The organism is Pseudomonas fitomaticsae, from assembly GCF_021018765.1.
GTDB lineage: Bacteria > Pseudomonadota > Gammaproteobacteria > Pseudomonadales > Pseudomonadaceae > Aquipseudomonas > Aquipseudomonas fitomaticsae.
The window spans coordinates 5,571,183-5,593,620 of sequence record NZ_CP075567.1 but is presented as its reverse complement, the minus strand read 5'-3'; the positions used below and the strand labels follow the sequence as shown (position 1 = coordinate 5,593,620).

Annotated in this window: 20 protein-coding genes; 14 read left to right on the top strand and 6 right to left on the bottom strand. The window is 59.7% G+C overall.

Features of this window, described 5'->3' with window-relative positions:
* The first annotated feature begins 109 nt into the window (after nucleotides 1-109).
* Nucleotides 110-2,845: a LuxR C-terminal-related transcriptional regulator gene (locus tag KJY40_RS25255; RefSeq protein ID WP_230733434.1), complete on the top strand. Its 2,736-nt coding sequence runs from the start codon at nucleotides 110-112 to the stop codon at nucleotides 2,843-2,845.
* Between the two features lie 104 nt (nucleotides 2,846-2,949).
* Here KJY40_RS25255 and KJY40_RS29655 read toward each other — a convergent pair whose 3' ends face one another.
* Nucleotides 2,950-7,110, bottom strand: coding sequence for a M10 family metallopeptidase (locus KJY40_RS29655; protein WP_321576981.1), 4,161 nt, complete (start codon nucleotides 7,108-7,110; stop codon nucleotides 2,950-2,952).
* A 203-nt stretch (nucleotides 7,111-7,313) separates the two neighbouring features.
* Between KJY40_RS29655 and KJY40_RS25235 the strand changes: the two genes are divergently transcribed.
* Nucleotides 7,314-7,958, top strand: a complete 645-nt coding sequence (locus tag KJY40_RS25235) for an MBL fold metallo-hydrolase (protein ID WP_230733431.1) — start codon at nucleotides 7,314-7,316, stop codon at nucleotides 7,956-7,958.
* A gap of 121 nt (nucleotides 7,959-8,079) precedes the next feature.
* Complete coding sequence (locus tag KJY40_RS25230) at nucleotides 8,080-8,811, top strand: OmpA family lipoprotein (protein WP_007956806.1); 732 nt, start codon at nucleotides 8,080-8,082, stop codon at nucleotides 8,809-8,811.
* A gap of 67 nt (nucleotides 8,812-8,878) precedes the next feature.
* On the opposite strand, the gene KJY40_RS25225 is transcribed toward KJY40_RS25230, so the two are convergent.
* Nucleotides 8,879-9,313 (bottom strand): YhcB family protein, encoded by a 435-nt coding sequence (locus KJY40_RS25225; RefSeq protein ID WP_039766275.1) that lies wholly within the window; start codon nucleotides 9,311-9,313, stop codon nucleotides 8,879-8,881.
* 144 nt (nucleotides 9,314-9,457) lie between these two features.
* Between KJY40_RS25225 and KJY40_RS25220 the strand changes: the two genes are divergently transcribed.
* The 3 genes from KJY40_RS25220 (at nucleotide 9,458) to zapE (ending at nucleotide 12,652) form a co-directional block, all read left to right on the top strand.
* Complete coding sequence (locus tag KJY40_RS25220; RefSeq protein WP_230737760.1) at nucleotides 9,458-10,087, top strand: alpha/beta hydrolase; 630 nt, start codon at nucleotides 9,458-9,460, stop codon at nucleotides 10,085-10,087.
* 24 nt (nucleotides 10,088-10,111) lie between these two features.
* On the top strand, nucleotides 10,112-11,467 hold the full coding sequence (locus tag KJY40_RS25215; protein ID WP_230733430.1) for a tryptophan--tRNA ligase: 1,356 nt from the start codon (nucleotides 10,112-10,114) through the stop codon (nucleotides 11,465-11,467).
* Nucleotides 11,468-11,557: 90 nt separating this feature from the next.
* Nucleotides 11,558-12,652, top strand: a complete 1,095-nt coding sequence (zapE, locus tag KJY40_RS25210) for a cell division protein ZapE (RefSeq protein ID WP_085606932.1) — start codon at nucleotides 11,558-11,560, stop codon at nucleotides 12,650-12,652.
* A gap of 63 nt (nucleotides 12,653-12,715) precedes the next feature.
* On the opposite strand, the gene KJY40_RS25205 is transcribed toward zapE, so the two are convergent.
* The gene (locus KJY40_RS25205; RefSeq protein ID WP_221615429.1) at nucleotides 12,716-13,612 is read right to left on the bottom strand and encodes a GlxA family transcriptional regulator; all 897 of its coding nucleotides are present in this window, start codon (nucleotides 13,610-13,612) and stop codon (nucleotides 12,716-12,718) included.
* Between the two features lie 246 nt (nucleotides 13,613-13,858).
* Here KJY40_RS25205 and KJY40_RS25200 point away from each other — a divergent pair, with 246 nt between their 5' ends.
* A complete protein-coding gene (locus tag KJY40_RS25200) occupies nucleotides 13,859-14,995 on the top strand; it encodes an acyl-CoA dehydrogenase family protein (RefSeq protein WP_230733428.1) in 1,137 nt (378 codons plus the stop codon).
* A 47-nt stretch (nucleotides 14,996-15,042) separates the two neighbouring features.
* Here the strand turns inward: KJY40_RS25200 and KJY40_RS25195 are convergent, their stop codons facing one another.
* On the bottom strand, nucleotides 15,043-16,083 hold the full coding sequence (locus KJY40_RS25195) for an NADP(H)-dependent aldo-keto reductase (RefSeq protein WP_230733425.1): 1,041 nt from the start codon (nucleotides 16,081-16,083) through the stop codon (nucleotides 15,043-15,045).
* A 244-nt stretch (nucleotides 16,084-16,327) separates the two neighbouring features.
* On the opposite strand from KJY40_RS25195, the gene rplM reads away from it, so the two are divergent.
* The 7 genes from rplM (at nucleotide 16,328) to KJY40_RS25160 (ending at nucleotide 21,215) form a co-directional block, all read left to right on the top strand.
* Nucleotides 16,328-16,756 (top strand): 50S ribosomal protein L13, encoded by a 429-nt coding sequence (gene rplM, locus KJY40_RS25190; protein ID WP_003228062.1) that lies wholly within the window; start codon nucleotides 16,328-16,330, stop codon nucleotides 16,754-16,756.
* Between the two features lie 14 nt (nucleotides 16,757-16,770).
* Complete coding sequence (gene rpsI, locus KJY40_RS25185) at nucleotides 16,771-17,163, top strand: 30S ribosomal protein S9 (protein WP_230733423.1); 393 nt, start codon at nucleotides 16,771-16,773, stop codon at nucleotides 17,161-17,163.
* 269 nt (nucleotides 17,164-17,432) lie between these two features.
* Nucleotides 17,433-18,026 (top strand): ubiquinol-cytochrome c reductase iron-sulfur subunit, encoded by a 594-nt coding sequence (gene petA / locus KJY40_RS25180; protein ID WP_003228055.1) that lies wholly within the window; start codon nucleotides 17,433-17,435, stop codon nucleotides 18,024-18,026.
* A complete protein-coding gene (locus KJY40_RS25175; RefSeq protein ID WP_230733422.1) occupies nucleotides 18,026-19,237 on the top strand; it encodes a cytochrome b in 1,212 nt (403 codons plus the stop codon). Before petA ends, KJY40_RS25175 begins: the two co-directional genes overlap by 1 nt.
* Entirely contained in the window at nucleotides 19,237-20,019 is a 783-nt protein-coding gene (locus KJY40_RS25170; protein WP_064383969.1) for a cytochrome c1, read from the top strand. The genes KJY40_RS25175 and KJY40_RS25170 overlap by 1 nt, the downstream gene beginning before the upstream one ends.
* 148 nt (nucleotides 20,020-20,167) lie before the next feature.
* Nucleotides 20,168-20,785, top strand: coding sequence for a glutathione S-transferase N-terminal domain-containing protein (locus KJY40_RS25165; protein WP_011335872.1), 618 nt, complete (start codon nucleotides 20,168-20,170; stop codon nucleotides 20,783-20,785).
* Nucleotides 20,786-20,801: 16 nt separating this feature from the next.
* On the top strand, nucleotides 20,802-21,215 hold the full coding sequence (locus tag KJY40_RS25160) for a ClpXP protease specificity-enhancing factor (RefSeq protein WP_007956787.1): 414 nt from the start codon (nucleotides 20,802-20,804) through the stop codon (nucleotides 21,213-21,215).
* A gap of 51 nt (nucleotides 21,216-21,266) precedes the next feature.
* On the opposite strand, the gene KJY40_RS25155 is transcribed toward KJY40_RS25160, so the two are convergent.
* Together KJY40_RS25155 and KJY40_RS25150 are read right to left on the bottom strand one after the other, a co-directional pair.
* A complete protein-coding gene (locus tag KJY40_RS25155) occupies nucleotides 21,267-21,845 on the bottom strand; it encodes a BON domain-containing protein (RefSeq protein WP_085606924.1) in 579 nt (192 codons plus the stop codon).
* Nucleotides 21,842-22,435 (bottom strand): phosphoheptose isomerase, encoded by a 594-nt coding sequence (locus KJY40_RS25150; protein ID WP_007928463.1) that lies wholly within the window; start codon nucleotides 22,433-22,435, stop codon nucleotides 21,842-21,844. Before KJY40_RS25150 ends, KJY40_RS25155 begins: the two co-directional genes overlap by 4 nt.
* Between the last annotated feature and the right edge of the window lie 3 nt (nucleotides 22,436-22,438).

Genomic DNA, 22,438 nt, shown 5'->3' with positions numbered 1-22,438 from the left:
GTAGCCTTTTTGTAGCCATTTGTAGCAACGACCTTCATAACCGCTCCGTTTAAGGCTAGTCTGCGGGCATCTGCTACGCCGCCAACAGCCCCACTAACAAGAGCCGGCCATGACTGATCTGTCCCCACTCCCGGGTCCCGCAAGCGTTGCCGTCTCGGCACTGGACGGGCGTTTTTTCCGCCCGCCGTTACCCGATGGCTACGTGCTGCGACCCCGTCTGTGCGAACGCCTGAGCGCGGGACTCGGGGGGCGGTTGCTGCTGGTCAGCGCTCCGGCCGGGTTCGGCAAGAGTTCGCTGGCGGTGGAGTTCTGCCAGAGCCTGCCGATGCACTGGCAAAGTCTGTGGCTCGGCCTGAGCCCGCGAGACAATGACCCGGGGCGGTTTCTTGAACGTCTGCTCGAAGGTCTGCAGGCCTACTTCCCGCAACTGGGCAGCCGGGCACTGGGGCTGCTGAAAATGCGCCAGCGTCACCAGCCGTTCGCCTTCGAAGAATGGCTCGATGGTCTGCTCGATGAACTGGCGCTGCATCTGGAACCGACTGCACCCCTGCTGCTGGTGCTGGATGACTACCACCTCGCCCAGGGACCGGTGCTCGACCGTTGCCTGCAATTTTTCCTCAACCATTTACCGGACGGCCTGCTGGTCATGGTCACCAGCCGTCAACGCCCGGACTGGCATCTGGCCCGCCTGCGCCTGTCGCGGCAGTTGCTGGAACTGCACGAGCAGGACCTGCGCCTGACCCACGATGAGGCGCTGGCGCTGCTGGAACGTCATAGCAGCTCGTTGCGCGGGGAGGCGCTGGAAAACCTGATCCAGCGCAGCGAAGGCTGGGTGGCCGGGTTGCGTTTCTGGCTGCTGGCTGCTTCCGAAGCCGGCACCGAATCGGCCTTGCCTCAAGTGTTGAATGGCGGGGAAGGGTTGATCCGCGATTATCTGCTGGAAGAGGTCATCGATTGCCTGCCTGCTGAAGTGCAGGCGTTTCTGTATGACACCGCTCCTCAGGAGCGTTTTTGCAGTGAACTGTGCGACGCGGTCCGTGAAGCGCACGACAGTGCCGAGATCCTGCGTTTTCTCCTGGCGCATCAGGTGTTTCTGGTGCCTCTGGACGAACAGGGTCACTGGTATCGCTATCACCACCTGTTTTCCGATCTGTTGCGCAACCGGCCGACGGTCCATGCGCTCGTGCCGGCGGCGACCCTGCATCTGCGCGCCTGCCGCTGGTTCAACGCACAGGGCCTGCTCGACGAAGCGGTGGAGCAGGCGCTGCGCGCGGGGCATCTGGATGTGGCGGCGAACCTGGTGCAGAACCTGTCCGAAGAACAACTGCTGGCCGAACAGAATGTCGGCATGCTTTTGCGCTGGAAAATGGACCTGCCCGACAGCCTGCTGATCAGCACCCCACGGTTGATCGTGCTCTACAGCTGGGCTCTGGGTCTGGCCTGCCAGCTCGATGCGGCCGAAGAACTCGCCAGTCACCTGAGCCGCTTCCTGCCGGCACCCTCGGCCACCGCACAGAAGTCCATGCTCGCCCAATGGCTGGCGCTGAGCGGGATCATTGCCCGGGGGCGGGGGCACCGCGACCTGACGATCCAGTACTGTAGCGAAGCGTTGGAGAGCCTTCCGGCCAAGCGCTACGGGCAGCGCCTGATGTGTCTGTCGACCTTGTCCAATCTGGCCATCGCCGATGGTGATCTGTGGCGTGCCCGTGGCTTGAACCGCGAATCTCTCGAGCTGGCGCAGCGGGTCGGCAATCCGTTGTTCGAGGCGCTGGCGCATTACGATCGCGCCCGGGTCTTGCAGGCGCGGGGTGAAATTGTGCGGGCGCTTGATGAAGTCCATCAGGGGCTCGAGCGTCTACGGGGGCTGTCTTCCCAGCGCTTGTATGCGGTACGTGCGCGGCTCACGCTGTATGAAGGCTTTTTGCTGGCGATGCGTCTGCAGCCGCAAGCGGCCCGTTCGCGGTTGCTGGCGGGTCTGAGCGAGGCGCGGGCCTGTCGCGATATCAGTGTGCTGATCGGCCACTGTGTGATTGCCCGGCTGGACGGCCAGGGCGGCGAATTCGCCAAGGCTTTCGCCGAACTGGCTGAAGCCGAGCGCCTGATGCACATCTGGGACGTGCCGCCGATCTATTACCTGGCGATGATTACCCTGGTCAAATGCGAGCTGTGGCTGGCTCAGGGGCGCACGGACCTGGCCGAGGCGTGGCTGGTGCGACTGGGGCAGACCTACACCGGCGAACGCGCGGCGGCGCCACCGGAGTTCCATCCACAATTGCCTTTGCATGTCGAACTTCAGCAAGCCCTGCTCGACGTGATCCAGGGGCAACCGATGCTGGCCGAAGGGCGGTTGAGCGTATTGCATGAAAACGGCCAGTTGACCGGTCGACAGCTGTTGAGTGTGATGGCGCTGACGCAGAAGGTGGTGCTGCTGCTGGGGACTGGTCGTGAACCGGAGGCCCGCAAGGCGCTGGTGCTGGCGCTGGATGCCGCCAGTGGCGGTGTGTTGCAGCCGTTCGATGCACTGATCAGGAACAATGCCGACTGGCTGCGCGGACAATTGCTGTTGAGCGCGCCGGGCGCTGTCGGTCAGCAGTTGCTGGAACACTGTCCTGTGTCTGTTGCACGAACCAGTGTGGAAGGGGCTGCGGTCGAGCAACTCAGCAGCCGGGAACTGGCGGTACTGCGCCTGATCGCCCAGGGCTGTTCGAATCAGGAAATCAGCGAGCAGCTCTTCATCTCGCTGCACACCGTGAAAACCCATGCCAGCCACATCAACAGCAAACTGGGGGTGGAGCGACGCACCCAGGCCGTGGCGCGGGCCAAGGAGCTGGGGGTGCTCGGCTAGCCTGGTGAGCCTCGCCGATAAAAAACAGAACGCCCCGAACCAGTCGGGGCGTTCTGTTTGCGGTCGAATCGGCCTGCATGGCAGGCCGGTGTGGCAGGGGAGGGTCAGGCCACCAGATCGTTGGCACTGAAGTTGTTGACGCCCAGCAGCTGGATTTCGAAGTCCGCACCGCCGTTGCCGCTGACGTTGCCCGACAGCACGTGGTCGATGAACCGCAACTGGCCCGCACCGGTGAAGTCGTTTGCACCGATGAAGGTGAAACCGTTGAAACCGTTGGCCAACAGGTTGGCATCGAATTTCGTCAGGTCGATCTTGTCGCCTTGCAGGCTGCTGAAGTCAGTGATCACGTCGCGAAGGAAGCCTGTACCCATCTCGTTCACGGCACCGAAGACAAACGTATCCGCACCGGCGCCGCCGGTCAGGATGTCTGTGCCGGCACCACCGTTGAGAATGTTGCTGTCGGCGTTGCCGATCAGGGTGTTGTTCAGGCTGTTGCCGGTCAGGGTGAAGTTGCCGCTGCCCAGCAGGGTGACGTTCTCGACATTCACCAGGTTGCTGATGCCCAGGTCGACCGTATTGGTCTGCGGTGTGGCGGAGTACGTCAGCAGCAGGGTGTCGTTGCCCTCGTTGGCCAGTTCCTGAATCAGGGCCAGTTCGCCGGCCTGATCCAGGCCGTAGGTGTCGTTGCCCTTGCCACCGATCATGGTGTCGAGGCCGGCGGCGCCGGAGAGCTGGTTGTCACCGTCGTTGCCGGTCAGCACGTTGTTCAGTGCGTTGCCCAATCCGAAGATATTCGCGGAGCCGGTGAGCGTAAGGTTCTCGAGGTTGTTACCCAGCACGTAATTGATCGAAGCCATGACGGTGTCGATCTCGTTGGCCACGGTGCTGGTTTCGCTGACCACGTCACCGGCGTTGTCGACGATGTAGGTGTCATTGCCGGCCCCGCCGATCATGACGTCCGCACCGGCACCGCCGTTGAGGGTGTTGTTGCCGCTGTTGCCGATCAATGTGTTGCTCAGGGCGTTACCCGTTGCATTGATATTGTCGGTGCCGACCAGCGTGAGGTTTTCGACATTGTTGCCCAGCGTGTAATCGATATAGGCGTAGACCTGATCGATTTCCGATGCCGACGTTCCGTTTTCGATGACGACGTCTGCGGCGTTGTCGACAACATAAGTGTCGTTGCCGGCACCACCATCAAGGATGTCTGCCCCCGCACCCCCATTGAGGATGTTGTTGTCGGCATTGCCGATCAGGGTGTTGTTCAGGCTGTTGCCCACCACGGCAAAATTGCCGGTCCCCAGCAGAGTGATGTTCTCGACGTTCTGCAGGTTGCTGATGCTCATGTCGACGATTTGCGACGTGGCGGCGTAGGTCAGCAGCAGGGTGTCGGTGCCTTCGTTGGCCAGTTCCTGAATCAGGGCCAGTTCGCCGGCCTGATCCAGGCCGTAGGTGTCATTGCCCTTGCCACCGATCATGGTGTCGAGGCCGGCGGCGCCGGAGAGCTGGTTGTCACCGTCGTTGCCGGTCAGCACGTTGTTCGACGCGTTGCCCAATCCGAAAATGTTCGCAGAACCGGTAAGCGTAAGGTTTTCCAGGTTGTTGCCCAGCACGTAATTGATCGACGCCATGACGGTGTCGATCTCGTTGGCCAGGGTGCTGGTTTCGCTGACGACGTCACCGACATTGTCGACGATGTAGGTGTCGTTGCCGGCGCCGCCCGCCATGAAGTCTGCACCGGCACCACCATCGATGATGTTGCTGTCGGCGTTGCCGATCAGGGTGTTGTTCAGGCTGTTGCCGGTCAGGGTGAAGTTGCCGCTGCCCAGCAGGGTGACGTTCTCGACGTTCACCAGGTTGCTGATGCCCAGGTCGACCGTATTGGTCTGCGGCGTGGCGGAGTACGTCAGCAGCAGGGTGTCGTTGCCCTCGTTGGCCAGTTCCTGAATCAGGGCCAGTTCGCCGGCCTGATCCAGGCCGTAGGTGTCGTTGCCCTTGCCACCGATCATGGTGTCGAGGCCGGCGGCGCCGGAGAGCTGGTTGTTGCCATCGTTGCCGGTCAGCACGTTGTCCAGCGCGTTGCCGAGTGCATAGACGTCGCCAGTACCGGTCAGGGTGAGGTTTTCAATGTTCTCGCTCAGGGCAAAGTTCACTGAAGCCAGGACGTTGTCGATCTCGCTGGTCAGGGTGCTGCTTTCCCGGACCACGTCACCGATGTTGTCGACGATGTAGGTGTCATTGCCGGTGCCGCCGATCATGATGTCCGCGCCGGCGCCGCCGTTGAGGACGTTGTTGCCGCTGTTGCCGATCAATGTGTTGTTCAGGGCGTTGCCCGTTCCATTCAGATTGTCGGTACCGGTGAGGGTGAGGTTTTCAACGTTGGCGCCCAGGGTGTAATTGATCGATGCCTGTACCGTGTCGATCTCGGTTGCCAGGGTGCTGGTTTCGCTGACGACGTCGCCGACGTTGTCGACGATGTAGATGTCATTGCCGGCACCGCCGATCATGATGTCCGCACCGCTGCCGCCGTCGATGTAGTTGCTGTCGGCGTTGCCGGTCAGGGTGTTGTTCAGGTCGTTGCCGTTCAGACGGAAACTGCCGCTGCCCAGCAGGGTGGCGTTCTCGACGTTGCGCAGGTTGCTCAGGGTCAGGTCGACGACGTTGGTCTGCAGTGTCGAGGCGTAGGTGATCAGCAGGGTGTCGGTGCCCTCGTTGGCCAGTTCCTGAATCAGGGCCAGTTCGCCGGCCTGATCCAGGCCGTAGGTGTCGTTGCCCTTGCCACCGATCATGGTGTCGAGGCCGGCGGCGCCGGAGAGCTGGTTGTCACCGTCGTTGCCGGTCAGCACGTTGTTTGACGCGTTGCCCAGCGCGAACGTATTGCCCGTGCCGGTGAGCGTAAGGTTTTCGATGTTGTTGCCCAGGGCAAAACTCACCGAGGCCAGAACGTTGTCGATCTCGCCGGCCACGGTGCTGGTTTCGCTGACCACGTCACCGGCGTTGTCGACGATGTAGGTGTCATTGCCGGCCCCGCCCGCCATGAAGTCCGCACCGGCGCCACCGTCGATCAAGTTGCTGCCGCTGTTGCCGACCAGCACGTTGTTCAGGGCATTGCCTGTGGCCGTGAGGTTGTCGCTGCCGGTCAGGGTCAGGTTTTCGACGTTGCTGCCCAGGGTATAACTGATAGAGGAAATGACGGTGTCGATTCCCGAACCCGCGTTCGCCAGCTCGACGACGGTATCGCCGGCATTGTCGACGAGGTAGGTGTCGTTGCCGTCGCCCCCAGTCATGCTGTCCGCACCGGCCATGCCGTTGAGTATGTTGTTCAGCGCGTTGCCGATCAGTACGTCGTCAAAGGCAGAACCGACGGCGTTTTCGATTTTTGCGCCATAGGCAATGCCCAGGCCATCATTGATGGCGGTCTGAGTGTTCAGGTCGGTGAACGCTTTGCCGATCTCGCTGTAGGCGCCTTCGTTGAGGTTGATCTTCACCGATGCCAGTTGATTGCTGCCGTCGATGGTGTCGTTGCCGCCCGCGTCCCAGATGGTTTCGAAAATCGATTGATCCGGCGCCCACTTGTAAACGTTGTCGCCGGTCTGCCACATCATGTTGACGCCATACAGGCTCTGGATCGCGAGGATGTCGAGCACCATCGGCGTGGTCGGCTGGTAGGAGTAATTGCTGTTGTAGCTCATCACGGTGAAGTGAACGTCATCCAGCGCCGGCGTCAGCAGGGTGTTATTGGATGCGCTTGAGTCGAACGGGTGCTTGAGTCCCAGTGCATGACCGATTTCATGGATGAAGGTCATGACATCATATGAGCCCTTCAGCGGAGTCGCTTCGCCTGTCTGCGGGCCAATCCACACGTCACCGCCGCTGGGAGAGTTATCCGGGAAGTAGGCCCAGGCTGCGGTCTTGTCGTCCATCAGACGATAGCCGCCGAAACGCAGGTCGCCGACGTTCGTCAGGGTGTCGGTCGTAAAGGAGAAATTCAGATTGGTGACGGCTGCCCAGGTTCCCAGGGCATAGTTCACCGCCATTTTCTGACCCTGCGTCAGCTCGTAGAGCGCGTTGTACTCATTGTCAGGGCTGTAGTTGGAGATGAAATACGAGGTGCTGGGCGACATGAAGCTGTAGCTCAGATTGGTCGTCCCGCCTTTGCCGAAATTGGAGCCCAGCCAGTAAGTGCCGGATATCAGACTGTCGACGATGGCATTGCCAGTCAACGACGAAGGGAAGCTGAAAGTGTAAGTTCTTGGCGTTGGCATGCGGGGTTTCCTGAGTGCGCTGCGGCCAATCCTGATGCGACCGCTACAAAGAGAATGCGATTTTGCACGAGAAGCAGTGGCTTTGACATCATCTGGCCACTATTTTCTGATTGATGGCGTCAAATAACTGACCGGGCGATCTGTATCGGCAGGTGCAGTAGAATCCTGAAATAAATCACACTGCCGTTCGTCCAGGATTTCCCATGTCTGTGCCTGATCCAACACTCATCCGTGAAACCTTTCCTGTCGGTCCTTTGCAGTGCAACTGCACGATCATCGGCGACCCGATCACCAAGAAAGCCATCGTCGTCGATCCGGGCGGCAACCCTGACCTGATCATGGCCCGGCTCGACGCCTTGGGCCTGAAAGTGGTCAGCATCATCCACACCCACGCGCATCTCGATCACTTCCTGGCTTCCGGTCAGATGAAGGAGAAGACCGGCGCCACCTTGCACCTGCACAAGGACGATCAGTTCCTGTGGGACAACCTCGAGATGCAATGCCAGATGTTCGGTGTGCCCTACACCCCGGTGCCGTCGCCGGATCGCTGGCTGAGCGACGATGAAGAGCTGGCCTGTGGCTGTGGCGTTGCACTGCACACACCGGGACATACCCCAGGTTCCATGAGCTTCTGGTTTTCCGAGACTAAGCTGTTGATTGCCGGCGACACGCTGTTTCGTCGCGGAGTCGGGCGCACGGATTTGTGGGGCGGCGATCAGGCGACCATCGTGCGATCGATCAGGCAGCGGCTGTACACCCTGGATGAAGACGCGACCGTTGTGGCCGGGCATGGTCCGGATACGCGTCTGGGGGATGAAATGCGCGAGAACCCGTTTGTGCGTGCCTAAACATTTTGTCACGGGTGCCCAGCGGAATTTTTGTGCATTGTCATGATCCAACGCCCGCACGGGCCAATTGCCAATTGCCAATGGCCGCTGCACCACAGAATGCAAAATGTAGGAGCACTCCATGTTCACCACGCGTCGTTTGATTATTGTCGCTACTGCCGTGGCCGTCTTGTCCGGCTGCGCCTCGCCCAACCCGTATGACAATCAGGGTCAGGCCGACGGTGGCTCCCAGGGCATGAGCAAGACCGCCAAGTACGGTGGCCTCGGTGCGCTGGCCGGCGCGCTGGCCGGTGCCGCCATCGACCACAACAACCGCGGCAAGGGTGCGCTGATCGGCGCAGCCGTCGTCGGTGCCTCGGCCGCCGGTTACGGCTACTACGCCGACCAGCAGGAGAAAAAACTGCGGGCCAGCATGGCCAACACCGGGGTGGAAGTGCAGCGCCAGGGCGACCAGATCAAGCTGATCATGCCGGGCAACATCACCTTCGCCACCGACTCGGCGAACATCGCTTCCAGCTTCTATCAGCCGCTGAATAACCTGGCCAACTCGCTCAAAGAGTTCAACCAGAACCAGATTGAAATCGTCGGTTACACCGACAGCACCGGCAGTCGCCAGCACAACATGGACCTGTCCCAGCGTCGTGCGCAAAGTGTGGCGACCTACCTGACCTCGCAAGGCGTCAGCGGTGCCAACCTGAGTGCTCGCGGTGCGGGTCCGGATAATCCGATCGCCAGCAACGGTGACGTCAACGGCCGGGCACAGAACCGCCGTGTCGAGGTCAACCTCAAGGCGATCCCGGGCCAGCAGTACGGTGGCCAGCAACAGCCGGGCACGGTTCAGCAGTACCCGTAACCGTCAGCTACAAAAAAGCCCCCGGACAAGTGATTGTCCGGGGGCTTTTTGTTGGCGCGAAGGCTGATTACTTCTTCAGGCCGTAATGCTCGTCGAGCATGCCCGGCGAGTTCGGGGTCTTCGGCGCATAGTCACGCGGCGGTTCCTGATCCCGTGGTGGCGTCAGACGTTCCCGTGGAGCCTGTGCTGCCTCGGAGTGCAACGAGGCGAGCAAGCGTTGACGGGTCTGCTCGTCCAGGGCCAGACGGTTGGCACCCTCGGCGAGGTGGTCCTGCACTTCCTGATAGCTCTGGGTCAGTTTCTTGACCAGATTGGCGGTGCTGTTGAAGTGGGTCACCACTTCGTTCTGATAACTGTCGAAACGTTCCTGAATATCATCCAGTTGACGCTGTGTGCGGCTGGGCGCGGCGTTCGGCGCAACGCGAGCGATCAGGAAACCAATGGCGACACCCACAACCAGGGCAAGAGTCGGTAACAACCAAACTAAGAGCGAGTGTTCCACGAGTCCTTCCTCTATAAACGGCTTTGCTTTACGTTAACGGCTCGAACCTGCGCTGTATACCGCGATTCACTCGCAATAGACTGGCACAGACAATTTGCTAGACGAGTCGACCCGATTCGAGGTCACGGAGTTCCTTCCTTGCTGATGCGTGAAACCCCTGTAGTGATTGATGGCCCGGTGGGGCAACTTGAGTCTTTGTATCTGGACAATGAGCAGCCCCGCGGCATAGCGCTGATCTGCCACCCGAACCCGGTGCAGGGCGGCACCATGCTCAACAAGGTCGTCTCGACCCTGCAGCGCACCGCGCGCGACTCGGGCCTGATTACCTTGCGCTTCAACTATCGCGGCGTCGGTGCCAGCGAAGGTTCCCATGACATGGGCACCGGTGAAGTCGACGACGCCCAGGCCGCTGCCTCCTGGCTGCTGGAAAAGCACCCGGATCTGCCGCTTACCCTGTTCGGTTTCTCCTTCGGTGGATTTGTTGCAGCAAGTCTCGGCGGCCGTCTCGAAGCCCAAGGCATCACGCTCAAGCACTTGTTCATGGTTGCGCCGGCGGTGATGCGTCTGGGCGATCAGGATCAACTGCCGCAGCAGGGCGAGTTGACCGTGATCCAGCCGGAAACCGACGAAGTGATCGATCCGCAGCTGGTCTACGACTGGTCTGACAAACTCCAGCGCCCCCATGAGCTGCTGAAAGTGGCAGAATGCGGACACTTTTTTCATGGCAAGCTGACCGATCTCAAGGATCTGATCCTGCCGCGTCTCTCGAATTGATTGCAGTCTGACAAGCGATTACCCATGACGAACCGTACCCGCATCCTCACCGGCATCACCACCACCGGCACCCCGCACCTGGGTAACTACGCCGGCGCCATCCGCCCGGCGATTCTCGCCAGCCGCGACAGCAATGCCGACTCGTTCTACTTTCTGGCTGACTATCACGCCCTGATCAAGTGCGATGACCCGCTGCGCATCCAGCGCTCGCGTCTGGAAATCGCCGCGACCTGGCTGGCCGGTGGCCTGGATGTGGACCGCGTGACCTTCTACCGTCAGTCCGACATCCCGGAAATCCCCGAGCTGACCTGGCTGCTGACCTGCGTTGCCGCCAAGGGCCTGCTCAACCGCGCCCACGCCTACAAGGCTTCGGTGGACAAGAACGTCGAGACCGGCGAAGACCCGGATGCCGGTATCACCATGGGCTTGTACAGCTATCCGGTGCTGATGGCGGCGGACATTCTGATGTTCAACGCGCACAAGGTGCCGGTCGGCCGCGACCAGATCCAGCACGTGGAAATGGCCCGTGACATCGGCCAGCGCTTCAACCACCTGTTCGGCCAGGGCAAGGAGTTCTTCACCATGCCCGAAGCGCTGATCGAGGAAAGCGTTGCCACGTTGCCTGGCCTGGACGGTCGCAAGATGTCCAAGAGCTACGACAACACCATTCCGCTGTTCTCCAGCGCCAAGGAAATGAAGGACGCGATTTCGCGCATCGTTACCGACTCCCGCGCGCCGGGTGAAGCGAAAGATCCGGACAACTCGCACCTGTTCACCTTGTTCCAGGCGTTCTCCACGCCGGCGCAGGCCGACGAGTTCCGCAGCGAACTGTTGGGCGGTCTGGGTTGGGGCGAGGCGAAGAACCGTCTGTTCCAGTTGCTCGACAACGAGCTGGGCGAGTCCCGCGAGCGTTATCACCAACTGATTGAGCGTCCGGCAGATCTGGAAGACATCCTGCAACACGGCGCCAAAAAGGCCCGTGCGGTGGCGACGCCGTTCCTCAACGAGCTGCGCGAAGCAGTTGGCCTGCGCTCCTTCGTCAACCAGGTTCAGGTCGCCGCGACTACCAAGAAGAAAGCCGCGAAAGCCGCACGTTTCGTCAGCTTCCGGGAAGACGACGGCAGCTTCCGTTTCCGTCTGCTGGCGGCCGACGGCGAGCAACTGCTGCTGTCACGCAACTTCGCCGACGGTAAAACCGCCGGTCAGGTGACCAAGCAGCTGCAATCGGGTCAGGCGCTGGATGTGCGCAGCGAAGACCTGAGCTTCAGCGTCTGGCTGGAAGGCGAGTGTGTCGGCGACAGCCCGGCGTTCGCCGATGCTGCTGCGCGGGATGCGGCCGTCGAGGCTTTGCGGATCGCTCTGACACCGGTTCAGGAATAATCAACAGGCCGGCCCGACCAAGGGCCGATTGCCATTCCCACGGGCCATCGCTACAGTGACGGCCCGTTTTTGTTGCCTTGCTAACGAATTATGACGCCCCTAGAACGATATCAAGCTGATCTGAAACGCCCGGACTTCTTCCACGATGCGGCGCAGGAAACTGCCGTGCGTCATCTGCAACGCCTGTACGACGATCTGATCGCGGCCGAGCAGAACAAGCCGGGTTTGCTGGGCAAGCTGTTTGGCAAAAAGGATCAGACGCCGGTCAAGGGTCTGTATTTCTGGGGCGGCGTGGGTCGCGGCAAGACTTACCTGGTGGACACCTTCTTCGAAGCTCTGCCATTCAAGGAAAAGACCCGCACCCACTTCCACCGCTTCATGAAGCGCGTGCACGAAGAGATGAAGACCCTGGGCGGCGAGAAAAACCCTCTGACCATCATCGCCAAGCGTTTCGCGACGGAATCACGGGTCATCTGCTTCGATGAATTCTTCGTCTCCGACATCACCGACGCCATGATTCTTGGCACGCTGATGGAAGAGTTGTTCAAGAACGGCGTGACCCTGGTCGCCACTTCGAACATCGTGCCGGACGGTCTGTACAAGGACGGCCTGCAACGCGCGCGCTTCCTGCCAGCCATCGCGCTGATCAAGCAGAACACCGAGATCGTCAACGTCGACAGCGGCGTCGACTACCGTCTGCGCCACCTCGAACAAGCGGAGCTGTTCCACTTCCCGCTCGACGAAGCCGCCCACGAAAGCCTGCGCAAGAGCTTCCGCGCGCTGACGCCGGAATGCACGGCCGCCGTGGAAAACGATGTGCTGATCATCGAAAACCGCGAAATCCGCGCTCTGCGTACTTGCGATGATGTGGCCTGGTTCGACTTCCGCGAACTGTGCGACGGTCCGCGCAGCCAGAACGACTACATCGAACTGGGCAAGATCTTCCACGCCGTGCTGCTCAGTGGCGTTGAACAGATGAGCGTCACCACCGACGACATCGCCCGACGCTTCATCAACATGGTCGACGAGTTCTACGACCGTAACGTCAAACTGATCATTTCTGCCGAAGTCGAGTTGAAAGACCTGTACACCGGCGGACGTCTGACGTTCGAGTTCCAGCGTACCCTCAGCCGTCTGCTGGAGATGCAATCCCACGAATTCCTGTCCCGGGCACACAAGCCTTAAGCGGATTCGGCAAACAAAAAAGGGCCTGCAGATGCAGGCCCTTTTTTGTGTCTGGTCGAATCGTCAGGCAGCTTGCTGGAACTGCTGCCGGTACTGGTTCGGCGACAGTTCGGTGTGCTGGCGGAACAGCCGTGCGAAGAAGCTCGCATCGTCGTAGCCGACTTCGTAGCTGATGGTCTTGATGCTTTTGCGGCTGCCGGAGAGCAAGCCCTTGGCGGTCTCGATGCGCAGCCGTTGCAGATAGTGCAGCGGCTTGTCGCCGGTGGCGGTCTGGAAGCGGCGCATGAAGTTGCGGATGCTCATGCCGTGCTCGCGCGCCACGTCCTCGAAACGGAACTTGTCGGCGAAATGCTCTTCGAGCCAGTGCTGGATCTGCAGGATGATCACGTCCTGGTGCAGTTTCTGGCCGCCGAAACCGATGCGTCCCGGGGCGTAGCTGCGCTGCACTTCATAGAGAATGTCGCGGGCCACTGCCTGTGCCACGTTGGCGCCGCAGAAGCGCTCGATCAGGTAAATGTAGAGATCGCAGGCGGAGGTGGTACCGCCGGCGCAATACAGGTTGTCGGCGTCGGTCAGGTGTTTGTCCTGATTGAGATAGACCTGCGGAAAGCGCTCGGCGAAGGCATTGAAGAAGCGCCAGTAGGTGGTCGCTTCCTTGCCGTTGAGCAACCCGGCCTCGGCCAGCCAGAACACCCCGGTGGCTTCGCCGCAGAGCACAGCGCCCCGGGTGTGTTGCTCGCGCAGCCACGGCAGGATCTGTGGATAACGTTGGCACAGCGTATCGAAATCGTCCCAGAAAGCCGGGAGGATGATGACGTCGGCGTTTTCCAGACCGCCGTCCACCGGCATGACCACGTCACTGAAGCTGTTCACCGGTTTGCCGTCGGGGCTGACCAGGCGGGTTTCGAACGCCGGAGTCAGGCCGTGGCCCAGTTGTTTGCCGTAACGCAGGCTGGCCAGATGGAAGAAATCCTTGGCTTGCATGAGGGTGGAAGCGAAAACCCGGTCGATCGCCAGGATGCTGACGCGCCGCAAGGGCGTGGAGACTTGCTTGGACATAATTCAACTTTTGTTTTTATAAGGGAAAGTGGTCACCAGACGGCTGGATCGTCTTATTTTTTGTCGGATGTGTCCAGTGTCCTGTATCGGAAGCGAGGCTTAGTCTCTGAAGGTCTGATCCCTCCAACAATAAAGAAAAGGTGCCGCATGATTCCCAGAACCTTGTTCAGCTCCGAGCACGAATTGTTCCGCGACAGCGTAAGAACATTCCTCGAAAAAGAGGCCGTGCCGTTCCATGGGCAATGGGAAAAGCAAGGCTACATCGACCGCAAACTGTGGAACAAGGCGGGGGAGGCGGGGATGCTCTGCTCGCATCTGCCGGAGGAGTACGGCGGGTTGGGGGCGGACTTTCTGTACAGTGCGGTGGTCATCGAAGAAGTAGGGCGGCTGGGGCTGACCGGCATCGGTTTTTCACTGCATTCGGACATCGTCGCGCCGTACATCCTGCATTACGGCAGTGAGGCGCTGAAGCAGAAATACCTGCCGAAACTGGTGTCCGGCGAGATGGTCGCCGCGATCGCCATGACCGAGCCGGGCGCCGGTTCCGACCTGCAAGGGGTCAAGACCACGGCGGTGCTGGATGGCGACGAATACGTGATCAACGGCTCGAAAACCTTTATCACCAATGGCTTCCTGGCGGATCTGGTGATCGTCGTCGCCAAGACCGATCCCAACGCCGGCGCCAAGGGCACCAGCCTGTTTCTGGTGGAGGCGAACACGCCGGGCTTCGACAAGGGCAAGCGCCTGGAGAAGGTCGGAATGAAGGCTCAGGACACGTCGGAATTGTTCTTCCAGGACGTGCGAGTGCCGAAAGAAAACCTACTGGGTCAGGCCGGGGCAGGGTTTGCCTATCTGATGCAGGAACTGCCGCAGGAGCGTCTGACCGTGGCGATTGGCGGTCTGGCTTCAGCCGAGGCGGCGCTGCAATGGACGCTGGATTACACCCGCGAGCGCAAGGCGTTCGGCAAATCGATTGCCGACTTCCAGAATACCCGCTTCAAACTGGCGGAAATGGCCACCGAGATTCAGATCGGCCGGGTGTTCGTCGACCGCTGCCTGGAGCTGCACCTGCGAGGCAAGCTCGACGTGCCGACGGCGGCGATGGCCAAGTACTGGGGCACCGATCTGCAATGCAAGGTGCTCGACGAGTGCGTGCAACTGCATGGCGGCTACGGTTTCATGTGGGAATACCCGGTGGCCCGGGCCTGGGCGGATGCACGGGTGCAGCGGATCTATGCCGGCACCAATGAAATCATGAAGGAGATCATTGCGCGGTCGCTGTAATGCAGCGTGATCGTTCCCACGCGCGTGGGAACGATCATCGTCCTGGATTATGGCGCCGGGTTCGGATGATCCTTATGGATCGCTTCGATCCCTTCCAGCACTTCCCTCGACAGTTTCAGATCGTAGCTGGCGATGTTGCTGTCCAGTTGCTCCAGCGTCGTCGCCCCGATGATGTTGCTGGTGACGAACGGTTGCTGATTCACAAACGCCAGGGCCATTTGCGCCGGATCCAGACCGTGTTCACGGGCCAGTGCCACGTAACGGCTGCATGCCGCTTCCGATTGAGGGTTGAAATAACGGCTGAAGCGGCTGTAGAGGCTCAGGCGACCTTTTGGCGGACGCGCCCCACCTTCGTACTTGCCCGACAGGAAACCGAACGCCAGCGGCGAATAGGCGAGCAGGCCGCATTGCTCTCGGATGGCGATTTCCGCCAGGCCGATCTCGAAACTGCGGTTGAGCAGGTTGTACGGGTTCTGGATCGACACGGCGCGCGGCCAGCCACGGGCTTCGGCCAGGGCCAGAAAACGCATGGTGCCCCACGGCGTTTCGTTGGACAGGCCGATGTGGCGGATCTTGCCGGCCTTCACCTGCTCATCGAGCGCTTCAAGGGTGTCTTCGAGGGGCGTCAGGTTGGCTTCGGTCTGGTGCTTGTAGCCCAGTTGTCCGAAAAAGTTGGTGCTGCGCTCCGGCCAGTGCAATTGATACAGGTCGATGTAGTCGGTCTGCAGGCGCTTGAGGCTGGCGTCCACGGCTTCGGTGATGTGCTGGCGGTTGTGGCGCAGGTTTTTGTCGCGGATGTAGTCGATGGTGTTGCCGGGGCCGGCGATCTTGCTGGCGAGGATCCAGTCGGCGCGGTCGCCGCGGCTTTTGAAGTAGTTGCCGATGTAGCGCTCGGTGGTGGCGTAGGTTTCGGCTTTCGGTGGCACCGGGTACATCTCGGCGGTGTCGAGGAAATTGATCCCGGCCTCTTTTGCCCGTTCGATCTGGGCGAAGGCTTCAGCTTCAGTGTTTTGCTCGCCCCAGGTCATGGTGCCGAGGCAGATTGCACTCACGTTCAGGTCGGTACGGCCTAGCTGGCGATAGTCCATCGGGTGCTCCTTGGGCAAAACAAGCATAAAAGCAGGTTGAAATTTTTTTCGCAATCTGCATAATTGCCGACCTCTTTCTGCAGTGGAAGTGATGCGCCGCCGCCGAAGAATCTTGCCGTTGAACGGACGCGCCGACCCGAGCCCCCGAAAGCGTCTGTATCCGGCTGCCTTTGACTTGTCAAAGTACGCACTATTCAGTAAGATCCGCCGTCTTATTTACAGGCGGCCCCTGAGGCTATAAAGAATGAAAACTTTTACTGCTAAACCGGAAACAGTAAAGCGCGACTGGTTTGTCGTCGACGCTGCTGGTCAGACCCTGGGTCGTCTGGCCACCGAAATCGCGAGCCGTCTGCGTGGCAAGCACAAGCCTGAGTACACTCCTCACGTTGACACCGGCGACTACATCGTCGTAATCAACGCTGAGCAGATCCGTGTTACCGGTGCTAAAACCACTGACAAAATGTACTACTCCCACTCCGGTTTCCCGGGCGGCATCAAGTCGATCAACTTTGAAAAGCTGATCGCCAAGGCCCCTGAGCGCGTGATCGAGACCGCGGTTAAAGGCATGCTGCCTAAAAACCCGCTGGGTCGCGACATGTACCGTAAGCTGAAAGTCTATGCGGGCGCTGCACACCCTCATACTGCTCAGCAGCCCCAAGAACTGAAGATTTAACGGAATAGTTCATTATGTCGGCGACTCAAAATTACGGCACTGGCCGTCGCAAGACCGCAACCGCACGCGTTTTCCTGCGTCCGGGTACTGGTAACATCTCCATCAACAACCGCTCCCTGGACACGTTCTTCGGTCGCGAAACTGCCCGCATGGTAGTTCGTCAGCCGCTGGAACTGACTGAGACTGTCGAGAAGTTCGACATCTACGTCACCGTCGTCGGTGGTGGTGTAAGTGGTCAGGCTGGCGCAATCCGCCACGGCATCACTCGCGCTCTGATGGACTACGACGAAACCCTGCGTAGCGCTCTGCGCAAAGCCGGCTTCGTTACTCGCGACGCCCGTGAAGTTGAACGTAAGAAAGTTGGTCTGCGCAAAGCGCGTAAGCGTCCGCAGTACTCGAAGCGTTAATTTCGCTTCCACGTTCAAAAAGAACGCCCGATTCCTCACGGAACCGGGCGTTTTTTTATGCGTGCGATTTCTTGAATAATTGCGCTGTGACAACTTGCCACATTCGTAGACCCCCTATACTACAAGGCTTGAGGGCCAGCCCTCCGGGTAATTACCTTGTCAGAATTGGGGGTTTTCATTACCATTCGGCAAAATTTTTATAAGTACATTGTTTCATATTTAGTAGATGCCTGATTTAACAGGCCACAAAGCTGATGGGAGAGGACTGAATGAGCAATGACGGCGTGAATGCAGGCCGGCGTCGCTTCTTGGTAGCGGCCACATCCGTGGTGGGTGCTGCAGGAGCGGTGGGGGCTGCGGTCCCGTTCGTGGGGTCATGGTTTCCCAGTGCCAAGGCGAAGGCTGCCGGCGCACCGGTGAAAGTGAATGTCAGCAAGATCGAGCCCGGACAGCAGATGATTGCTGAATGGCGCGGCCAGCCGGTATTCATTGTTCGCCGTACTGCGGAAATCCTGGGGAATCTCAAGAAGATCGAGGGCCAGCTCTCCGATCCGACCTCCAAAAACTCCACGCAACCCACCTATGTCGACCCTGAAGTGCGTTCGATCAAGCCGGAAATCCTGCTGCTGATCGGGATCTGCACTCACCTGGGTTGCTCACCGACCTTCCGTCCCGAAGTGGCACCCGCGGATCTGGGCAAAGACTGGGTAGGCGGCTATTTCTGCCCTTGCCACGGTTCCCACTACGATCTGGCTGGCCGCGTCTACAAGTCGCAACCTGCGCCTTTGAACCTGCCAGTACCCCCGCATTCCTATGAGACCGATGACCTGATTGTCATTGGCGTCGATACGGAGAAAGCGTGATGAGCAAGTTCATGGATTGGGTTGATGCGCGCTTCCCCGCCACCAAAATGTGGGAAGACCATCTCAGCAAGTATTACGCACCAAAAAATTTCAACTTCTTCTACTTCTTCGGCTCGCTGGCACTGCTCGTTCTGGTCAACCAGATCGTCACCGGTGTCTGGCTGACCATGAGCTACACCCCGTCGGCGGAAGAGGCGTTTGCCTCGGTCGAATACATCATGCGCGACGTCGAGTACGGCTCGATCCTGCGTTTGCTCCACTCCACCGGCGCTTCGGCGTTCTTCATCGTGGTCTATCTGCACATGTTCCGTGGCCTGCTCTACGGTTCATACCAGAAGCCGCGGGAGCTGGTGTGGGTGTTCGGCATGCTGATCTATCTGGCGCTGATGGCTGAAGCTTTCATGGGCTACCTGCTGCCATGGGGTCAGATGTCCTACTGGGGCGCCCAGGTGATCATCTCGTTGTTCGGCGCGATTCCGGTAATCGGCAACGACCTGACCCAGTGGATCCGTGGTGACTACCTGATTTCCGGAATCACCCTGAACCGCTTCTTCGCCCTGCACGTGGTGGCCTTGCCGATCGTGATTCTCGGTCTGGTGGTGCTGCACATTCTGGCGCTGCACGAAGTGGGTTCGAACAACCCGGACGGCGTGGACATCAAGAAGCACAAGGACGAAAACGGTGTCCCGCTGGACGGCATCGCTTTCCACCCGTACTACACTGTGAAAGACATCGTCGGTGTGGTGGTCTTCCTGTTCATCTTCTGCTTCATTGTGTTCTTCTTCCCGGAAATGGGTGGCTACTTCCTCGAAAAACCAAACTTCGAGCAAGCCAACCCGTTCAAGACGCCAGAGCACATTGCACCGGTCTGGTACTTCACACCGTTCTACGCGATCTTGCGTGCGGTTCCTGACAAGCTCATGGGCGTTATCGCCATGGGGGCGGCGATTGCGGTGCTGTTCGTCCTGCCGTGGCTCGACCGCAGTCCGGTCAAGTCGATGCGTTACAAAGGCTGGATGAGCAAAGTCTGGCTGGTGGTGTTCTGCATTTCCTTCGTGATCCTCGGCATTCTGGGTGTTCTGGCCCCGACGCCGGAGCGCACGCTGGTGTCGCAGATCTGCACCTTCCTGTACTTCGCCTACTTCATTCTGATGCCGTTCTACACCAGGCTCGAGAAGACCAAACCGGTTCCGGAAAGGGTGACTGGCTGATGAAAAAGTTATTTTTTGCTCTGATTTTTGCTGCTCTGCCTGTGCTGTCCTTTGCTGCGGAACACGGTGGTCCGGAACTGGAAAAAGTCGACATCGACGTTTCCGACAAGGCTGCCTTGCAGGATGGCGCACGCACCTTTGCCAACTATTGCATGGGTTGCCACAGTGCCAAGTTCCAGCGTTACGAGCGCGTTGCCGATGATCTCGGCGTTCCGCACGAAATGATGCTGGAGAAGCTGGTGTTCACCGGTGCCAAGATCGGCGACCACATGAACATCGGTATGCAGCCGGCCGACGCCAAGACCTGGTTCGGTGCGGCGCCGCCGGACCTGACCCTGGTGGCGCGTGTTCGTGGTACCGACTGGCTGTATGGATATCTGCGTTCGTTCTACGAGGATCCGGCGCGTCCATGGGGCGTGAACAACAAGGTCTTCCCGAACGTCGGCATGCCTAACGTGCTGGTCGGCCTGCAAGGTCGTCAGGTCGTGGGTTGCAAACAGGTGCAGATCGTCGAGGATGGCAAGAAGCAGTACGATCCGCTGACCGGTACGCCTTTGACTCATGAGGCCTGCGATCAACTGACCATCGTGCCGAAAACCGGCACACTGAACGAAGAGCAATTCGATGAGAAGGTCAAGAATCTGGTAACCTTCCTGGCTTACTCGGCTAACCCGGTTAAGCTGCAACATCAGCGCATCGGTACTTACGTCTTGCTGTACCTGGCGTTCTTCTTTGTGTTCGCCTACCTGCTCAAGCGCGAATACTGGAAAGACGTGCACTGATAACGCTTCAAGCAATTGCTGTTAATCGCGCGCGCCCAAGGGCGCCTCTGAAAATGCAACGCCGGGTCTGCCGGGTGTTGCGGGAGGCGCCCTCTGGGCGCGCGCGTTTTTCCGGCTCCGACTATTTCAACAAGCGAGGAGGATCGCCATGGGCGTGACCAATCGGTTGGCCTGTTACTCCGACCCCGCCGACCACTATTCCCACCGAGTGCGCATCGTGCTTGCAGAGAAGGGTGTCAGCGCCGAAATCATTTTTGTGGAGGCTGGTCGTCAGCCGCCTAAACTGATTGAGGTGAACCCTTACGGGAGTCTCCCGACGTTGGTCGATCGCGACCTGGCGTTGTGGGAGTCGACCGTGGTGATGGAGTACCTGGATGAGCGTTACCCGCATCCGCCATTGATGCCCGTGTACCCGGTGGCGCGTGCCAACAGTCGTCTGCTGATTCACCGCATTCAGCGTGACTGGTGTGGTCTGGTGGATCTGATTCTGGATTCGCGCACCAAGGAAGCGGCCCGGGCCGTGGCGCGCAAGGAATTGCGCGAAAGCCTGACGGGCGTGTCGCCGCTGTTTGCCGACAAGCCGTTTTTCCTCAGTGAGGAACAAAGTCTGGTGGATTGCTGCCTATTGCCAATACTCTGGCGTTTGCCGATTCTGGGTATAGAACTGCCGCGGCCGGCCAAGCCGCTGCTTGATTATATGGAGCGTCAGTTTGCGCGTGAGGCATTCCAGGCGAGTCTGTCTGGTGTCGAACGCGACATGCGCTAAGGCTTAAGGAGCCGCTATGAACTCCAGTCGACCTTATCTGGTCCGCGCGCTCTACGAGTGGATTGTGGATAACGATTGCACCCCGCACATGCTGGTCAATTCCGAGTACCCGGCGGTGCAGGTGCCACAGGGATTTGCCAGTGACGGGCAGATTGTCCTGAACATTTCGCCAAGTGCCGTGCGGCACTTGCACATGGACAACGACGTTGTGACCTTCGAAGGTCGCTTCGGCGGCGTCCCGCACAGCCTGTACGTGCCGATTGCTGCAATCCTGGGGATCTACGCTCGGGAAAACGGTCAGGGCATGGTGTTCGATCTGGAGTCGCCGATGGATGACGAAGACGAGATCGAGCAGGATGACGATGTTCCGCCACCGGACAGCGAGCCGCCGCGCCCAAGCGGCCGGCCAAGCCTGAAAGTGGTGAAGTAATAAAAAAGGCGATCCGGTTGGATCGCCTTTTTTGTGCCTGCATTTTGCGGGTCAGTCGATGTATTCGAACAGCTTCACAATTTTCTGCACGCCGGAGACGCCCTGAACCAGGTTGGTCGCCTGGGCGGCTTCCTGTTTGGTCAGCAGGCCCAGCAGATAGACGATGCCGTTCTCGGTCACGACCTTGATGCGCGAGCCGGGAATGCTGGCATCGGCGAGCATCTGGGTCTTGATCTTGGTGGTCAGCCAGGAGTCGTTCTGGCGGGCAATGAAGCCAGAAGGTGCGATCACTTGCAGTTCGTTATGGACCTTTTTCACGCGCTGAACGTTGGCGGCGGCCTGTTCGGCCTTTTCCTTGAGGTCTGCGCGCGGGGTCTGGCCGGCCAGCAGCACGACACCGTTGAAGCTGGTGACGACGATGTGCGAATCGTTGTCCAGGGCCGGATCGGCCTTGGCCACGTTGACGCCGACTTTGGTTTCGATCAGCGAGTCATCGATCTTGCTGCCGAAAGTGCGGGTGCCACGGTCGTCTTCGATCGGCGCTTCACGGCTGGCATTCACCACCGAGGTGCAGCCGCTGATGCCGAGGCACAGGGTCAAGGCCAGAAGGCCAAGGCGATTAGGGGTCATTCTTCACTCCCGAACAGTTGGCTGTCGATCAGATCGCAAAGGCAATGGATCGCCAGCAAGTGGACTTCCTGAATACGTGCGGTGACGTTGGCCGGTACGCGAATCTCGACGTCTTCGGGCAGCAGCAGCGAAGCCATGCCGCCGCCATCGCGTCCGGTCAATGCTACGACAATCATTTCGCGATCATGTGCGGCCTGGATCGCCTGAATAATGTTCGCCGAGTTGCCACTGGTCGAAATGGCCAGCAATACGTCACCCGGCTGGCCGAGTGCGCGGATCTGCTTGGAGAACACTTCGTTGTAGCTGTAGTCGTTGGCGATCGAGGTGATGGTCGAGCTGTCGGTGGTCAGCGCTATCGCCGGCAGGCTAGGGCGCTCACGCTCGAAACGGTTGAGCAGTTCCGAGGAGAAGTGCTGGGCATCGCCGGCCGAGCCGCCGTTACCGCACGAGAGCATTTTGCCCTCGTTGAGCAGGGCGTTGACCATCACCTGGCTGGCTTGCTCGATGTGCGGTGCAAGTACGTCCATCGCCTGTTGCTTGGTGTCGATGCTGGCCTGGAAAAGCTGGCGAATTCGGGATTGCATGTCCATCTG

Coding starts and splice junctions, on each gene's coding strand:
- KJY40_RS25255 (WP_230733434.1), top strand. CDS start 110: ATGACTGATCTGTCCCCACTCCCGGGTCCCGCAAGCGTTGCCGTCTCG.
- KJY40_RS29655 (WP_321576981.1), bottom strand. CDS start 7,110: ATGCCAACGCCAAGAACTTACACTTTCAGCTTCCCTTCGTCGTTGACT.
- KJY40_RS25235 (WP_230733431.1), top strand. CDS start 7,314: ATGTCTGTGCCTGATCCAACACTCATCCGTGAAACCTTTCCTGTCGGT.
- KJY40_RS25230 (WP_007956806.1), top strand. CDS start 8,080: ATGTTCACCACGCGTCGTTTGATTATTGTCGCTACTGCCGTGGCCGTC.
- KJY40_RS25220 (WP_230737760.1), top strand. CDS start 9,458: ATGCGTGAAACCCCTGTAGTGATTGATGGCCCGGTGGGGCAACTTGAG.
- KJY40_RS25215 (WP_230733430.1), top strand. CDS start 10,112: ATGACGAACCGTACCCGCATCCTCACCGGCATCACCACCACCGGCACC.
- zapE (WP_085606932.1), top strand. CDS start 11,558: ATGACGCCCCTAGAACGATATCAAGCTGATCTGAAACGCCCGGACTTC.
- KJY40_RS25200 (WP_230733428.1), top strand. CDS start 13,859: ATGATTCCCAGAACCTTGTTCAGCTCCGAGCACGAATTGTTCCGCGAC.
- KJY40_RS25195 (WP_230733425.1), bottom strand. CDS start 16,083: ATGGACTATCGCCAGCTAGGCCGTACCGACCTGAACGTGAGTGCAATC.
- rplM (WP_003228062.1), top strand. CDS start 16,328: ATGAAAACTTTTACTGCTAAACCGGAAACAGTAAAGCGCGACTGGTTT.
- rpsI (WP_230733423.1), top strand. CDS start 16,771: ATGTCGGCGACTCAAAATTACGGCACTGGCCGTCGCAAGACCGCAACC.
- petA (WP_003228055.1), top strand. CDS start 17,433: ATGAGCAATGACGGCGTGAATGCAGGCCGGCGTCGCTTCTTGGTAGCG.
- KJY40_RS25175 (WP_230733422.1), top strand. CDS start 18,026: ATGAGCAAGTTCATGGATTGGGTTGATGCGCGCTTCCCCGCCACCAAA.
- KJY40_RS25170 (WP_064383969.1), top strand. CDS start 19,237: ATGAAAAAGTTATTTTTTGCTCTGATTTTTGCTGCTCTGCCTGTGCTG.
- KJY40_RS25165 (WP_011335872.1), top strand. CDS start 20,168: ATGGGCGTGACCAATCGGTTGGCCTGTTACTCCGACCCCGCCGACCAC.
- KJY40_RS25160 (WP_007956787.1), top strand. CDS start 20,802: ATGAACTCCAGTCGACCTTATCTGGTCCGCGCGCTCTACGAGTGGATT.
- KJY40_RS25155 (WP_085606924.1), bottom strand. CDS start 21,845: ATGACCCCTAATCGCCTTGGCCTTCTGGCCTTGACCCTGTGCCTCGGC.
- KJY40_RS25150 (WP_007928463.1), bottom strand. CDS start 22,435: ATGGACATGCAATCCCGAATTCGCCAGCTTTTCCAGGCCAGCATCGAC.